The sequence below is a fragment of the Sabulibacter ruber genome (assembly GCF_017355955.1).
Classification (GTDB): Bacteria; Bacteroidota; Bacteroidia; order Cytophagales; family Hymenobacteraceae; genus Nibribacter; species Nibribacter ruber_A.
Genome location: NZ_JAFFID010000001.1, coordinates 2474871 through 2487817, shown reverse-complemented (window position 1 = coordinate 2487817; position 12947 = coordinate 2474871). Strand labels below are relative to the sequence as shown.

The 12947-nt window shown below is 45.3% G+C and carries 18 protein-coding genes; 17 read left to right on the top strand and 1 reads right to left on the bottom strand.

Translation table 11 applies throughout. The features are described from left to right. Positions 1 to 2: 2 nt before the first annotated feature. The 17 genes from rplF to JT719_RS10075 all read left to right on the top strand — a co-directional run bounded on the left by rplF (position 3) and on the right by JT719_RS10075 (position 10532). Positions 3 to 557, top strand: a complete 555-nt coding sequence (gene rplF / locus JT719_RS10155; RefSeq protein ID WP_207432894.1) for a 50S ribosomal protein L6 — start codon at positions 3 to 5, stop codon at positions 555 to 557. A gap of 8 nt (positions 558 to 565) precedes the next feature. Next, positions 566 to 919 (top strand): 50S ribosomal protein L18, encoded by a 354-nt coding sequence (gene rplR / locus JT719_RS10150; protein ID WP_207432893.1) that lies wholly within the window; start codon positions 566 to 568, stop codon positions 917 to 919. 4 nt (positions 920 to 923) lie between these two features. Then, entirely contained in the window at positions 924 to 1442 is a 519-nt protein-coding gene (gene rpsE, locus JT719_RS10145) for a 30S ribosomal protein S5 (protein ID WP_207432892.1), read from the top strand. Positions 1443 to 1444: 2 nt separating this feature from the next. Beyond that, positions 1445 to 1624, top strand: coding sequence for a 50S ribosomal protein L30 (gene rpmD, locus JT719_RS10140; protein WP_242693126.1), 180 nt, complete (start codon positions 1445 to 1447; stop codon positions 1622 to 1624). A gap of 1 nt (position 1625) precedes the next feature. Then, positions 1626 to 2072 carry a 50S ribosomal protein L15 gene (gene rplO, locus JT719_RS10135; RefSeq protein WP_207432891.1) on the top strand — a complete coding sequence of 149 codons (447 nt, stop codon included), beginning with the start codon at positions 1626 to 1628 and terminating at the stop codon, positions 2070 to 2072. 3 nt (positions 2073 to 2075) lie between these two features. Beyond that, positions 2076 to 3401: a preprotein translocase subunit SecY gene (secY, locus tag JT719_RS10130; protein ID WP_207432890.1), complete on the top strand. Its 1326-nt coding sequence runs from the start codon at positions 2076 to 2078 to the stop codon at positions 3399 to 3401. A gap of 3 nt (positions 3402 to 3404) precedes the next feature. Further along, the gene (map, locus tag JT719_RS10125; RefSeq protein ID WP_207432888.1) at positions 3405 to 4175 is read left to right on the top strand and encodes a type I methionyl aminopeptidase; all 771 of its coding nucleotides are present in this window, start codon (positions 3405 to 3407) and stop codon (positions 4173 to 4175) included. 3 nt (positions 4176 to 4178) lie between these two features. Next, positions 4179 to 4397, top strand: a complete 219-nt coding sequence (infA, locus tag JT719_RS10120; RefSeq protein ID WP_048919321.1) for a translation initiation factor IF-1 — start codon at positions 4179 to 4181, stop codon at positions 4395 to 4397. Between the two features lie 4 nt (positions 4398 to 4401). Continuing rightward, positions 4402 to 4518, top strand: coding sequence for a type B 50S ribosomal protein L36 (gene ykgO, locus JT719_RS10115; protein WP_071885446.1), 117 nt, complete (start codon positions 4402 to 4404; stop codon positions 4516 to 4518). 10 nt (positions 4519 to 4528) lie between these two features. Beyond that, complete coding sequence (gene rpsM, locus JT719_RS10110; RefSeq protein WP_207432887.1) at positions 4529 to 4906, top strand: 30S ribosomal protein S13; 378 nt, start codon at positions 4529 to 4531, stop codon at positions 4904 to 4906. A 10-nt stretch (positions 4907 to 4916) separates the two neighbouring features. Beyond that, a complete protein-coding gene (rpsK, locus tag JT719_RS10105; RefSeq protein WP_066832394.1) occupies positions 4917 to 5309 on the top strand; it encodes a 30S ribosomal protein S11 in 393 nt (130 codons plus the stop codon). Between the two features lie 21 nt (positions 5310 to 5330). After that, positions 5331 to 5936: a 30S ribosomal protein S4 gene (gene rpsD, locus JT719_RS10100; protein ID WP_207432886.1), complete on the top strand. Its 606-nt coding sequence runs from the start codon at positions 5331 to 5333 to the stop codon at positions 5934 to 5936. 37 nt (positions 5937 to 5973) lie between these two features. Further along, positions 5974 to 6963, top strand: a complete 990-nt coding sequence (locus tag JT719_RS10095) for a DNA-directed RNA polymerase subunit alpha (protein WP_207432885.1) — start codon at positions 5974 to 5976, stop codon at positions 6961 to 6963. Positions 6964 to 7030: 67 nt separating this feature from the next. Next, positions 7031 to 7558: a 50S ribosomal protein L17 gene (rplQ, locus tag JT719_RS10090; RefSeq protein ID WP_207432884.1), complete on the top strand. Its 528-nt coding sequence runs from the start codon at positions 7031 to 7033 to the stop codon at positions 7556 to 7558. Positions 7559 to 7637: 79 nt separating this feature from the next. Next, positions 7638 to 8750 carry a glutamine-hydrolyzing carbamoyl-phosphate synthase small subunit gene (gene carA, locus JT719_RS10085; RefSeq protein ID WP_207432883.1) on the top strand — a complete coding sequence of 371 codons (1113 nt, stop codon included), beginning with the start codon at positions 7638 to 7640 and terminating at the stop codon, positions 8748 to 8750. Positions 8751 to 8765: 15 nt separating this feature from the next. Next, positions 8766 to 10043 carry a phosphopyruvate hydratase gene (eno, locus tag JT719_RS10080; protein WP_207432882.1) on the top strand — a complete coding sequence of 426 codons (1278 nt, stop codon included), beginning with the start codon at positions 8766 to 8768 and terminating at the stop codon, positions 10041 to 10043. 183 nt (positions 10044 to 10226) lie between these two features. Next, positions 10227 to 10532 carry an FtsB family cell division protein gene (locus tag JT719_RS10075; RefSeq protein ID WP_205501721.1) on the top strand — a complete coding sequence of 102 codons (306 nt, stop codon included), beginning with the start codon at positions 10227 to 10229 and terminating at the stop codon, positions 10530 to 10532. Between the two features lie 499 nt (positions 10533 to 11031). Here JT719_RS10075 and dnaK read toward each other — a convergent pair whose 3' ends face one another. Next, a complete protein-coding gene (gene dnaK / locus JT719_RS10070) occupies positions 11032 to 12891 on the bottom strand; it encodes a molecular chaperone DnaK (RefSeq protein ID WP_207432881.1) in 1860 nt (619 codons plus the stop codon). Positions 12892 to 12947: the final 56 nt, after the last annotated feature.

Here is a 12947-nt window from a genome sequence, read left to right as displayed (position 1 = left end):
AAATGTCACGGATAGGAAAACTGCCCATCACGCTCCCACAAGGTGTTGAGGTGTTGGTAAACCAGGATAACTTGGTAACAGTGAAAGGACCTAAAGGAACACTTTCTTCTCAAGTTGATACAGACATCACTGTTTCAGTAGATAATGGAGTTCTTACTATAACTCGCCCTACAGAGCAGAAAAGACATAAAGCACTTCACGGATTGTACCGTGCCCTTATCAACAACATGGTTGTTGGTGTTAGCACTGGTTACAAAGTGTCTTTAGAATTAGTAGGTGTTGGTTTCAAAGCTACAACCCAAGGTCAGAACCTTGAGTTAGCTTTAGGTTACTCTCACAATATTTTTGTTGCTCTACCAAATGAGATTACTGCTACTGCAGTAACTGAAAAAGGTAAAGCTCCAGTTATTACCTTAGAAGGTATTGACAAGCAGTTAATAGGTCAGGTAGCTGCCAAAATCCGCTCGTTACGTAAAGTTGAGCCTTACAAAGGCAAAGGTATTCGTTTCGTGGGTGAGGTTGTTAGAAGAAAAGCTGGTAAAACTGCTTCTAAATAAGTAAGAAAATGGCATTCGATAAATCAAAAAGAAGACTGAGAATTCGTCGCAGCATCCGTAACAAGGTGTCTGGTACTGCTCAGCGTCCACGTCTGTCCGTATTCAGAAGCAATAAATATATTTATGCTCAGCTGATTGATGATGTGCAAGGTATTACATTAGCTAGTTCTTCGTCTGCTGTTCTTGAAGGTGAAGCTTCCTCTAACAAGAGTGAAGTTTCAGCTTCAGTAGGACGTGACATCGCGACTAAGGCCCTGGAGAATGGAATCACTGAAGTTGTATTTGACAGAGGTGGTTACCTGTACCATGGTCGTGTTAAATCATTAGCAGAAGGAGCCCGTGAAGCGGGTCTTAAATTCTAAGAACATGTCTAAATTAAATATCAGAAGCATCAAAGCTAGCGAGATTGAGCTTAAAGAGCGCGTTGTAGCCATCAATCGGGTAGCTAAAGTTGTTAAAGGTGGTAGAAGATTCAGCTTCTCTGCCATCGTAGTTGTAGGCGACGGCAATGGTGTTGTTGGCTATGGCTTAGGTAAAGCTAATGAGGTAACTGATGCTATCGCCAAAGGTATTGACGATGCTAAGAAGAACCTGGTTCGTGTACCTTTGTTCAAGCACACTGTACCTCACCCAATGGAAGGTAAATTCTCTGGTGGCTTTGTGTTGATTAAGCCAGCTGCTGCCGGTACCGGTGTAATTGCTGGTGGTGCGATGCGTGCTGTTTTTGAAAGTGCTGGAATTAGAGACGTTTTAGCGAAATCTAAAGGATCTTCTAACCCTCACAACGTGGTGAAAGCTACTTTTGATGCACTTTCTAAAATGCGCGATCCATTGGTAGTTGCTCAGCAACGTGGAATCAGTTTACAACGTGTATTCAACGGGTAATTATGGCAAGGGTAGAAATCACACAGATCAAAAGCATTATTGATCGTCCTGAAAGACAGAAGCAAACCATCAAGGCGCTTGGTTTAGGCAAGATCAATAAGACTGTAACCAAAGAGTTGACCCCTCAGATTGCAGGTATGGTTAACAGTGTACAACATTTAGTATCTATTAAGGAGGTCTAAAATGAACTTAAGTAATTTAAAACCTGCTGAAGGTTCTACTAAGAACCGGAAGAGAATCGGTCGTGGTACCGGTTCTGGTAGAGGAGGAACCTCCACCCGTGGACATAAAGGAGCTAAATCACGCTCTGGATATTCTTCTAAAGCAGGTTTCGAAGGTGGTCAAATGCCTTTGGTTCGCCGTGTTCCTAAATTCGGTTTCAAAAACTTCAACCGTGTTGAGTACACAGCTGTGAACCTTGATGTTCTTCAGAACTTGGCTTCTAAATCTGGTGCTTCTGTTATTGACTTTGCTGTGCTTCGTGAAAACGGTCTAGCTTCAAAGAATGATAACATCAAAGTTCTAGGTAGAGGCGAAATAACTACTGCCATTGAGGTTCACGCTCATGCGTTCTCTCAAACTGCAGTAGAAGCTATTGAAAAAGCAGGCGGCAAGGTTGTGACTCTGTAACAGATGAAGAAGCTGATTACTACGATTAAGAATATTTTTGCGATTGAAGATTTGCGAGTTAGAATCCTAAATACTTTAGGATTCATCGCAATTTTCAGATTAGGCTCCTATGTGGTATTGCCTGGTATTGATCCAAATCAATTAAAGGGTAGTTCCCAAGGGATCTTAGGGCTTTTAGATGCCTTCTTAGGTGGAGCATTTAGCAATGCTTCCATTTTTGCATTGGGCATCATGCCTTATATTTCTGCTTCCATCGTTTTACAGCTTCTAACCATTGCAGTTCCTTATTTCCAGAAATTGCAGAAAGAAGGAGAGTCTGGCCGTAAAAAGATCAACCAATATACCCGCGTTCTGACCATTGCTATTACCCTTGCTCAGTCTGTAGGTTTCTTGGCTACCATTAATGCCGATGCGATTGATCCTAATGTGGCAGGCCCTCTTTTCACAATTTCTTCTATGATCATCCTTACCGCTGGAACAATGTTCTGTATGTGGTTGGGAGAGAAAATTACTGACAAAGGTATAGGTAACGGTATCTCCATGTTAATCATGATTGGTATTGTTTCCCGTCTTCCTGGTGCTTTAGTGGGCGAGGCTCTTGCTTTAGGCCTTGGACGTGCACTTATCTTCATCATTGAACTTATTGTTCTGTTCTTTGTAGTGATGGGTGTAGTGATGCTTACCCAAGCTATCAGAAGAATACCAGTACAATACGCCAAGCAAGTTGGAGGAAGTGCTTCCTTGCAAGCTGGTCAGCGGCAGTTTATTCCTCTTAAAGTGAATGCGGCCGGTGTGATGCCAATCATTTTTGCTCAGTCTCTTATGTTCTTACCAGGTATGATTGCTTCTTTCTGGAGAAATGAAAGTGACTTAGCCAATGAAATTGGTAACGTATTCTCTGACTATACTTCTTGGCAGTACAATGTTTCATTTGCCGTTCTTATCATCATCTTCACTTTCTTCTACACAGCAATCAGTGTTAATCCTAACCAGATTTCTGACGATCTGAAGAGAAGTGGTGGTTTTATCCCTGGTGTTAAACCAGGACTTGCTACCTCTGAATACATTGATGAAGTTTTAACCAGAATTACTTTACCTGGTGCTCTGTTCCTTGCTATCATAGCCATTCTTCCTTCTATTGCTATGTTGTTTGGAATCACTAGAGAGTTTGCTGCTTTCTTCGGCGGTACCTCCCTGATCATCCTTGTAGGTGTTGTGTTAGATACATTGAACCAAATTGAGAGCTATTTGTTAATGCGTCATTATGACGGCATGATGAAGTCTGGTAAACTTCGTGGCCGATCAAAAAATATAGCGGTTGCTTCCTAAGGAATGATTATTTATAAGACCGAAGAAGAAATCGAGCTTATTAAACAGAGTGCTAACATCCTCAGCAAAGTGCACGGTGAATTAACCAAGCACATTGTTGAGGGTGTTACTACCTTAAAGTTGGATTCCATCGCCGATGAATTCATTCATGATCATGGTGGATCTCCTTCCTTTAAAGGGTACAATGGATTTAAGCATAGTTTGTGTATAAGCTTAAACTCTGCTGTAGTTCACGGAATACCTAGCAATTATTCTCTGCAATCTGGAGATGTAGTGTCTATAGATTGTGGAGTTTTTTTTAAGGGTTTCCATAGTGATAGTGCGTATACCCATGCTGTTGGGGAAGTTTCTCAAGATGTTTCTGATCTGCTTCTTCGTACAAAGGAATCTTTGTACAAGGGAATAGAATGGGCCATTGCCGGTGCTAGGATTGGAGACATTGGGTATGCAGTTCAATCACATGTGGAGCAGTTTGGTTATGGAGTTGTTCGTGAGTTGGTTGGACATGGCTTAGGCCGTAATCTTCATGAGAGCCCCGAAGTTCCTAACTATGGTAAGAGAGGCCAAGGAATGAAACTCCAAGAAGGTTTGGTTCTTGCCATTGAACCCATGGTGAACTTAGGTACCAGGCATGTAGTTCAGGAAAATGATGGATGGACTATCAGGACCCGGGACAAAAAACCTTCTGCTCATTTTGAGCACACTGTTGTGGTGAGGAAAGGACAAGCCGAGATTTTAACTACTTTTGATTACATAGATAAAGCACTGAACTAATACATGGCTAAACAGTCTTCCATAGAACAAGACGGTACCATCATTGAGGCACTATCCAATGCAATGTTTCGGGTAGAATTAGAAAATGGCCATCAAGTAATTGCTCACATCTCCGGGAAAATGCGGATGCACTACATCAAGATTCTTCCAGGTGACAGAGTGAAATTGGAAATGTCTCCTTACGACCTTAGTAAAGGCAGAATAGTTTACAGATACAAATAAACAGATGAAAGTAAAAGCGTCAGTTAAGAAGCGCAGTGAAGACTGCAAAGTGATCAGACGTAAAGGGAAGCTTTACGTGATCAACAAGAAGAATCCACGTTATAAACAAAGACAAGGTTAATTTTTAAAACATGGCTAGAATAGCAGGAGTTGATATTCCAGATAACAAAAGAGGCGAAATCGCTTTGACGTACATCTACGGTATTGGCCGTAAGTTGTCACAGTCTATTTTGGTGAAGGCTGGGGTGGATCTTGACAAGAAAGTGAGAGATTGGAGTGAGGATGAAGCCGGAGAAATCCGTAACGTCATTGCTTCTGAGCACAAAGTTGAAGGTGTTCTTCGTTCTGAAGTGCAATTGCACATTAAGCGTTTGATGGACATTGGTTCATACCGCGGTTTACGTCACAGAAAAGGTTTACCAGTAAGAGGTCAGAGAACCAAAAACAACTCAAGAACCCGTAAAGGTAAGCGTAAGACTGTTGCAAATAAGAAGAAGGCATCTAAATAATTAAACGACAATGGCTCAGAAAAGAAAAGATAAAGCCAAGAAGCGCGTGGTTGTGGTGGAGCCTGTTGGTCAGGTACACATCAAAGCTTCTTTCAACAATATTATTATCTCTGTTACCAACATCAATGGCCAAGTAATCTCCTGGGCATCTGCTGGTAAAATGGGTTTCAAAGGGTCTAAGAAAAATACTCCTTATGCTGCGCAGATGGCTGCTGCTGACTGTGGTAAAGTTGCATATGAGGCTGGCTTGAGAAAGGCTGAAGTGTTTGTAAAAGGCCCAGGTGCTGGACGTGAGTCAGCTATCCGGACTATGCAAAACGTTGGAATTGAAATCACCTCTATTAAAGATGTGACTCCACTTCCTCACAATGGATGCCGTCCTCCAAAGCGCAGAAGAGTTTAAGGATCTTATTTAGTATTAGAAATGGCAAGATACACAGGCCCTAAGAGTAAAATCTCTAGAAGATATAACGAACCAATTTTCGGACCAAGCAAAGCTTTAGCTAAGAAAGCTTATGGTCCTGGCCAGCACGGCCGTGGTCGTAGAAAAAAGCAGTCTGAATATGCTATCCAGTTGATGGAGAAGCAAAAAGCGAAATACATCTACGGTGTATTGGAGCGTCAGTTTGCTAACTTGTTTGACAAAGCTGCCCGTAAAACTGGTATCACTGGTGAAAACTTACTTGCTTTATTGGAAGCAAGATTAGATAACACTGTATACCGTTTAGGTATTGCACCTACCAGACGTGCTGCTCGTCAGTTAGTGCTTCATAAACACATCTTGGTGAACGGTAATGTGGTGAATATCCCATCTTACTCTCTTCGTCCTGGTGATGTTGTGAGCGTTCGTGAGAAATCAAAATCTTTAGAAGCTATCACTACCAGCCTTGCTGGTCGTAATGCTCGTCAGTTTACTTGGTTAGAGTGGGACGGTGGCCAATTGGCTGGTAAGTTCATCTCCAATCCTCAGCGTGATCAAATCCCTGAGAAGATCCAGGAGCAGCTGATCGTCGAGCTTTACTCTAAGTAATACCTTCTATTTAAGTGTCAACCTTAAACCAGCAATCATGTCAATATTAGCCTTTCAAATGCCAGAAAAAGTCGTGATGGAGAAATCCGATGACTTTAATGGGCAGTTTGAATTTAAGCCGCTAGAAAAGGGCTATGGTGTTACCATTGGGAATGCGCTGAGAAGAATCCTTCTCTCCTCATTGGAGGGATACGCCATCACCAGCATCCGTATTCCTGGTGTGCTCCATGAGTTCTCTACCATTGAAGGTGTGGTTGAAGATGTCTCTGAAATTATCCTGAACCTGAAAATGGTTCGCTTCAAGAAAATTGGTGACTTGGTTGATGATAAAATCACCGTTAGCATCAGCAAGCAGGATACCTTTACTGCCGGTGACATCAATAAATTCTCTGGCTCTTTCCAGGTTCTTAATCCAGAGCTTGTAATCTGCCACTTAGACCCAGAAGCTTCTTTTGAAATTGAAATGACAATTCAGAAGGGCCGTGGCTATGTGCCAGCAGAAGAGAATAAACCAGCAGATCAGGTTTTTGGCCAGATCGCGATTGATGCTATTTTCACTCCAATCAAAAATGTGAAGTATAGCGTTGAGAACACGCGTGTGGAGCAGAAAACTGACTATGAGCGTCTCCTGCTTGAGATCACTACAGATGGTTCTATCCATCCTGAAGATGCTTTGAAAGGTGCTGCCAATATTTTGATACAGCATTTCATGCTTTTCTCTGACAACACCATGACTTTTGAAACAGTGAAACCTGAAGAGGAAGAAGCTGTAGACGAGGAAATGCTGCACATGAGAAAAGTCCTGAAGACTCCTTTGCACGATATGGACCTATCAGTTCGCGCATACAACTGCTTGAAAGCAGCTGATATCAGAACTTTAGGTGACCTGGTACAATTGGATCTTTCTGATATGATGAAGTTCCGGAACTTCGGTAAGAAATCGTTGACTGAGTTAGAAAACTTAGTATCTGAGAAAGGACTGAGCTTCGGGATGGACATCTCCAAGTACAAGTTAGAAGAAGATTAGTAATCTACGGCATAATTCCCGATCCCGGTAGGTTGATCGACGGTATGCACGTGCACAATTCAATATAATGAGACACGGTAAAAAAATTAACCACTTAGGAAGAACAGCTGCTCACCGTGCTGCTATGCTTTCTAACATGGCTTCCTCTTTAATTCTACATAAGCGTTTAACTACTACTGTAGCCAAAGCTAAAGCACTTCGCAAATATGTAGAGCCTATTTTAACTAAGTCAAAGTCTGACACTACGCACTCTCGCAGAACTGTTTTTGCTTACCTGCAAAACAAAGAGTCTGTTAAGGAGCTGTTTGATGGTGTGGCTTCTAAGATTGCGGGCCGTCCAGGTGGATACACTCGTATTCTGAAGACTGGTACTCGTCTTGGTGACAACGCTGAGATGTGCATCATTGAGTTAGTTGACTATAACGAGGATATGCTAACTTCAAAAGGTACAGCAGCAGCTGGCAAAACCAGAACTCGTCGTCGTGCTTCTGGCAAGAAAAAAGATGGCGCTGAAGGTACTGCTACTGATGCTGCAACTCCGGCAACAGGTGATGCACCAGCCGCTGATTCAACTGAAACTCCAGCTGCAGAATAATCATCATGCAATAATTATTGAAAAGGGATACGATATTACTCGTATCCCTTTTTTATTTTTGTCCCATTATTAATTTAGAATGAAGCTTCATACAACAACTGATGCAGTATTAGTGCTGGAAGACGGCACTGTGTTCCGGGGGAAAAGCCTTGGGAAAATAGGAACTACCGGCGGCGAGGTATGCTTTAACACAGGCATGACTGGGTATCAGGAGATCTTCACTGATCCTTCCTATTATGGTCAGATTGTGATTACCACCGTTTCTCACGTAGGAAACTACGGAGTACAACCGCAAGAAGTAGAATCTGGCAATATCCAGATCAAAGGATTGGTGTGTAAGGAGTTTTCGCATCATTTTTCCCGCAAAACAGCTGAAGGATCTTTACAGGAGTACTTTGAGAAAGCTGGGGTTGTGGGTATCTGTGAAGTGGACACCCGCGAGCTGGTAAGATACGTGCGTGACAAAGGGGTTATGAACGCCATTATCTCCTCTGAAACCACCGATGTGGAAGCACTTAAAACCAAACTGGCCGATGTTCCTTCTATGTCGGGGTTAGAGCTTTCTTCTAAAGTGACTACGCCTGAGCAGTATGACATACCGGTAGCCACTCCCAGGTTCAAAGTAGCGGTACTTGATCTTGGTGTGAAGCGCAACATTTTAAATAACCTTACTCTCAGAGGATGTGAGTGCCGGGTTTTCCCTTACGGAACTACCTTTGAAGAAATGGAGGAATGGGGACCAGATGGTTACTTCATCTCCAATGGGCCAGGTGACCCTGCGGTAACAACGGAAGCGGTTAGAAGTGTAGAGGAAATCTTGAAGGTGGAGAAACCTATGTTCGGGATTTGCATGGGACACCAGATCCTGGCGCAGGCCAACGGTATACCTACTTACAAAATGCACAATGGCCACCGCGGGCTGAACCATCCCGTAAAGAATCTGATTACAGGCCGTAGCGAGATTACCTCTCAGAACCACGGCTTTGCGGTAGACGCGGAGGCAGTGAAGAACAACCCTAACGTGGAGGTTACTCACATCAATCTGAACGATAACACGGTGGAAGGCATCAGAATCAAGAACAAGCCTGCCTTCTCTGTACAGTACCACCCAGAGTCTTCTCCAGGACCACACGATTCAGAGTACCTGTTCGATCTGTTCGTGGAAATGCTGGAAAAAGAAAAGAATTCTTAATCAAACTTGAACTATATGAGCTTAATTGAAGAGATCAAAGCCCGCCAGATTTTTGACTCCCGCGGTAACCCAACCGTTGAGGTAGATGTGATCACTCAAAACGGAGTGGTTGGCCGTGCTGCGGTTCCATCCGGAGCTTCTACTGGTAAACACGAAGCCGTAGAACTGCGCGATGATGACAAGAGCAAATACATGGGCAAAGGTGTGCTGCAAGCAGTACAGAACGTAAACACTACCATTGCCGATGAACTGGTTGGTTTTTCTGTGTTTGAGCAGAGCCTGCTGGATAAAATCATGATTGAGATTGACGGCACCCCTAACAAAGCGAAGTTGGGTGCCAACGCTATCTTGGGTGTGTCTTTGGCTGCTGCCAAAGCTGCCGCTAAAGAAGCTGGTCAGTCTCTGTACCGCTACGTGGGTGGGGTTAACGCCAACACGTTGCCGGTTCCCATGATGAACATCCTGAACGGCGGTAGTCACGCAGACAATTCAATTGACTTCCAGGAGTTCATGGTAATGCCTGTGGGCGCTCCTTCGTTCTCTGAAGCGCTTCGTTGGGGTTCTGAGGTATTCCATAACCTGAAGAACGTACTGAAGAAAAAAGGTATGTCTACCAACGTGGGAGATGAAGGTGGTTTCGCTCCTAACATCGGGTCAAACCAGGAAGCCATTGAGGTAGTATTGCAAGCCATTGAAGCCGCCGGCTACCGTCCGGGTGAGGACTTCATGATTGCCATGGATGCCGCCGCTTCTGAGTTCTATGATGCCGAGACCGGTCACTACCACTTCAAAAAATCAACCGGTGACAAACTGACCTCTTCTGAGATGGTAAGCTACTGGACTGAGTGGGCAAACAAATACCCAATCATCTCCATTGAAGATGGTATGGACGAAGATGACTGGACCGGCTGGAAAGGCCTGACCGATTCTATTGGGAAGAAAGTACAGCTGGTAGGTGATGACTTGTTCGTGACCAACGTAACCCGTCTGCAGCAAGGCATTGATCAGCAAGTAGCCAACGCTATCCTGATTAAAGTAAACCAGATTGGTACCCTTACTGAGACCATCAACGCCATTAACTTGGGCCGTATCAACGGCTATAAGAGCATCATGAGCCACCGTTCCGGTGAGACCGAAGACAACACCATCGCTGACCTGGCAGTGGCCCTGAACACTGGTCAAATCAAAACTGGTTCGGCTTCCCGCTCTGACCGGATGGCGAAATACAACCAATTACTCCGCATTGAGGAAGAGTTGGGCGAGATCGCATACTTCCCTGGCAGAAAAATGTAATTCTCAGATTCTGGTTGCTTTAGCTAAGGCTTACTAAAGGACTTCTGTTTCGCACTTGTTTTTCTGAAATCAGGGTAAATACGGAATCAGGAGAATAGTTAGCCTTCAGGTGAAGATTAGCTCCCAGAATCTTTGTAAATTCATGGCGGCAAGCGCGAGCTTGTCGCCATTTTCTTTTTTCTTATGTTAGCACGCGTACCAAAATTCTTCCGCAATTTCTACTTCCTGACGGGTGTAGCCTTTCTGGCCTGGATGTTCTTCTTTGACTCCAACGACTTCGTGACGCAGTTCCAGACCAGCCGAAAGTTGGCCGAACTGGAAGATGAGCGCGATTATTACCTGGAGAAAATTGCCGAGGTGCAGAAAGACCGGAAAGAGCTGATGAGTAACCCAGAACTACTAGAGAAATTCGCCCGGGAAAAGTACCTCATGAAGAAACCCACCGAGGAACTGTACCTCATTGTGGAAAAAGACGAAGAAGAGAAGTAATTTATATACCTCATAAAAGCAGAACGCGCGGCCCATTTGAGCCGCGCGTTCTGCTTTTATGACTTCTAATACTGCTATCAGAGTTATGTTTTACCTAGGAACTGTTTGTCTGCCTACTATCCGTTCTACATTCCTGTTACTTCTAACTGCTACTTTCTACCTTCCCGCAACTTGTTGCCTACATTCTATTCTCTGATAATTAATTCATTTATGTCATCCTGAAAGGATCTTGGAGGAAAATCAAGTCTGCTTTTAAAAAGTGCTACTACCGTTCGCCACCAAGATCTTTCCAAGATGACAGAGAAGGGGGGATTTAAGCCTATTTTCCAGAAAGTAGGCCTAAAACTTGGCCCAGTTTCATTGGTTAACTTCAATCCTTGCAATCAGTTGATCAACAATTCAATCAAGCCTCGTTCATAAAAAAAGAGAGCCCCTGAATAACAGGCACTCTCTTTTTTCCATTTTAAGGCTAAATTCTTCAAAACAGGCCTAAAACGAGTTATTCTATCTTCTTACCGGTCATGGCTTTCTTGATGGAAATCTGCATTACGCGCTCGGCAAACGGACTGGTTTGCTCTTCCAGTACATCCACGGCTTTCAGGATAGTGTCTTTATCGCCGGAAGGCAACACGTCTTTCAGACGCTGCACATTCTCACGAGTAAGCGTAATTTCTTCCTGGGTCAGGTGCTCGCCATTTTTCTCCAGGAAGCGCTCTACCTGGTAAATCATCTGCTCGGCGGTGGTACGGGCCTCAATCACCATGCGCGCCGATACGTCTTCGCGGGCGTGGGTGATGGAGTCCATCAGCATCTGTTCTACTTGCTCATCGGTGAGGCCGTACTGGGGTTTCACCTGTACTTCCTGGCGCACGCCAGAGCGCAGTTCAATGGCCTCCACTTTCAGGATCCCATCAGCGTTCAGGATGAAGTTCACGTCTACCTTTGGGAAACCGGCGGGCATGGCCGGAATGCCTTTCAGATCGAACTCCGCCAATTTACGGTTCTCTTTCACCAGATCGCGCTCGCCCTGGTACACCGAGATTTTCATGTTCACCTGTCCGTCCACGGAAGTGGTGTACTGCCGCCCTGCTTTGGTAGGGATCTTGGAGTTGCGCGGGATGATGGGGTCCATCAAGCCGCCCATAGTTTCAATTCCCAAGGTGAGCGGCGTCACGTCCAACAAAAGGATGTCTTTGCGGTTCCCGGCGAGTACATCGGCCTGTATGGCAGCTCCCAAGGCTACTACCTCGTCTGGGTTCAGAGAGTTGTTGGCTGGCTTCCCGAAGAAATCGCTCACGGTCTGGTACACCAACGGCACGCGGGTAGAGCCACCCACCATAATCACGGTGTCAATCTGCTCAGGCTGCAAACCGGCATCTTTCAGAGCCATCTGGCAAGACGCCATGGTGCGGTCCACAATAGGCGTAATGAGCGTTTCAAAGGTGTGCTTGTTCAGCTTCAGCTCGATGCCGTTGAGCTCAGATTTAAATTTCTCCGCGCTGCTCAGCGTCTTTTTGGCTTCCTCGGCTTTCAGGCGGAGGGCTTGGGCTGCATTAGGATCTTGGGCTGCCAGATCGGCTAACAACCGGTTCTGGTGGCTCCAGTAATCAATGATGGCGCGGTCCAGGTCATCGCCGCCCAGGTAGGTGTCACCGTTGGTAGACAGCACTTCAAAGATGCCCTGGTGGATGCGCAGAATGGAAATATCAAAGGTCCCACCGCCCAGGTCATACACGGCAATGGTGCGCTCCTCGCTTTGGTCCAAGCCGATGCCATAAGCCAGCGATGCCGCCGTCGGTTCGTTCACGATGCGCAGTACTTCCAGCCCAGCCAGTTTACCGGCATCGCGGGTGGCCTGGCGCTGAGAGTCGTTGAAGTAAGCGGGTACGGTGATTACAGCGCGGTTCACCGGAGTCTTAAGGGCGTGCTCGGCGCGGGCGCGAAGTTCCTTCAGAATCTCGGCGGAAAGCTCAATAGGGGAGTAGAACTTGTCCTGCACCCGTATCTTCACCAGCCCCTCGGAGTTATCGTCAATGATCTTGTAGCCGAAGAAATCTTTGTGCTCGCCCAGATCCTGGTACGATTTCCCCAACAGACGCTTCACTGAGTAAATAGTATTGGCCGGATCGGTGAGCAGGTATTCTCTGGCGGCGTTGCCCACAATCACCTCGCCTTCTTTGGAGAAATGCACCACCGAGGGAACAATGGTACCCAGCCCCTGGTCATTGATAGCGATGGGCACGCGGTCCTCCGGGTGCATATAGGCCACCAGGCTGTTGGTAGTTCCCAGGTCAATGCCCACAATCACTTCCTCCTGCTGGATGGAAGCCGTGGTTAAGTTTATTGCTATTTTAGCCATGTGTCAAAGTTATTGCAGCGCGTTTCCGCGCACTTCCGCAAAAGTACGAAGAAATA

What these genes read in the sequence shown, in the direction of transcription:
- rplF (WP_207432894.1), top strand. Translation starts at nt 3, where the DNA reads ATGTCACGGATAGGAAAACTGCCCATCACGCTCCCACAAGGTGTTGAG.
- rplR (WP_207432893.1), top strand. Translation starts at nt 566, where the DNA reads ATGGCATTCGATAAATCAAAAAGAAGACTGAGAATTCGTCGCAGCATC.
- rpsE (WP_207432892.1), top strand. Translation starts at nt 924, where the DNA reads ATGTCTAAATTAAATATCAGAAGCATCAAAGCTAGCGAGATTGAGCTT.
- rpmD (WP_242693126.1), top strand. Translation starts at nt 1,445, where the DNA reads ATGGCAAGGGTAGAAATCACACAGATCAAAAGCATTATTGATCGTCCT.
- rplO (WP_207432891.1), top strand. Translation starts at nt 1,626, where the DNA reads ATGAACTTAAGTAATTTAAAACCTGCTGAAGGTTCTACTAAGAACCGG.
- secY (WP_207432890.1), top strand. Translation starts at nt 2,076, where the DNA reads ATGAAGAAGCTGATTACTACGATTAAGAATATTTTTGCGATTGAAGAT.
- map (WP_207432888.1), top strand. Translation starts at nt 3,405, where the DNA reads ATGATTATTTATAAGACCGAAGAAGAAATCGAGCTTATTAAACAGAGT.
- infA (WP_048919321.1), top strand. Translation starts at nt 4,179, where the DNA reads ATGGCTAAACAGTCTTCCATAGAACAAGACGGTACCATCATTGAGGCA.
- ykgO (WP_071885446.1), top strand. Translation starts at nt 4,402, where the DNA reads ATGAAAGTAAAAGCGTCAGTTAAGAAGCGCAGTGAAGACTGCAAAGTG.
- rpsM (WP_207432887.1), top strand. Translation starts at nt 4,529, where the DNA reads ATGGCTAGAATAGCAGGAGTTGATATTCCAGATAACAAAAGAGGCGAA.
- rpsK (WP_066832394.1), top strand. Translation starts at nt 4,917, where the DNA reads ATGGCTCAGAAAAGAAAAGATAAAGCCAAGAAGCGCGTGGTTGTGGTG.
- rpsD (WP_207432886.1), top strand. Translation starts at nt 5,331, where the DNA reads ATGGCAAGATACACAGGCCCTAAGAGTAAAATCTCTAGAAGATATAAC.
- JT719_RS10095 (WP_207432885.1), top strand. Translation starts at nt 5,974, where the DNA reads ATGTCAATATTAGCCTTTCAAATGCCAGAAAAAGTCGTGATGGAGAAA.
- rplQ (WP_207432884.1), top strand. Translation starts at nt 7,031, where the DNA reads ATGAGACACGGTAAAAAAATTAACCACTTAGGAAGAACAGCTGCTCAC.
- carA (WP_207432883.1), top strand. Translation starts at nt 7,638, where the DNA reads ATGAAGCTTCATACAACAACTGATGCAGTATTAGTGCTGGAAGACGGC.
- eno (WP_207432882.1), top strand. Translation starts at nt 8,766, where the DNA reads ATGAGCTTAATTGAAGAGATCAAAGCCCGCCAGATTTTTGACTCCCGC.
- JT719_RS10075 (WP_205501721.1), top strand. Translation starts at nt 10,227, where the DNA reads ATGTTAGCACGCGTACCAAAATTCTTCCGCAATTTCTACTTCCTGACG.
- dnaK (WP_207432881.1), bottom strand. Translation starts at nt 12,891, where the DNA reads ATGGCTAAAATAGCAATAAACTTAACCACGGCTTCCATCCAGCAGGAG.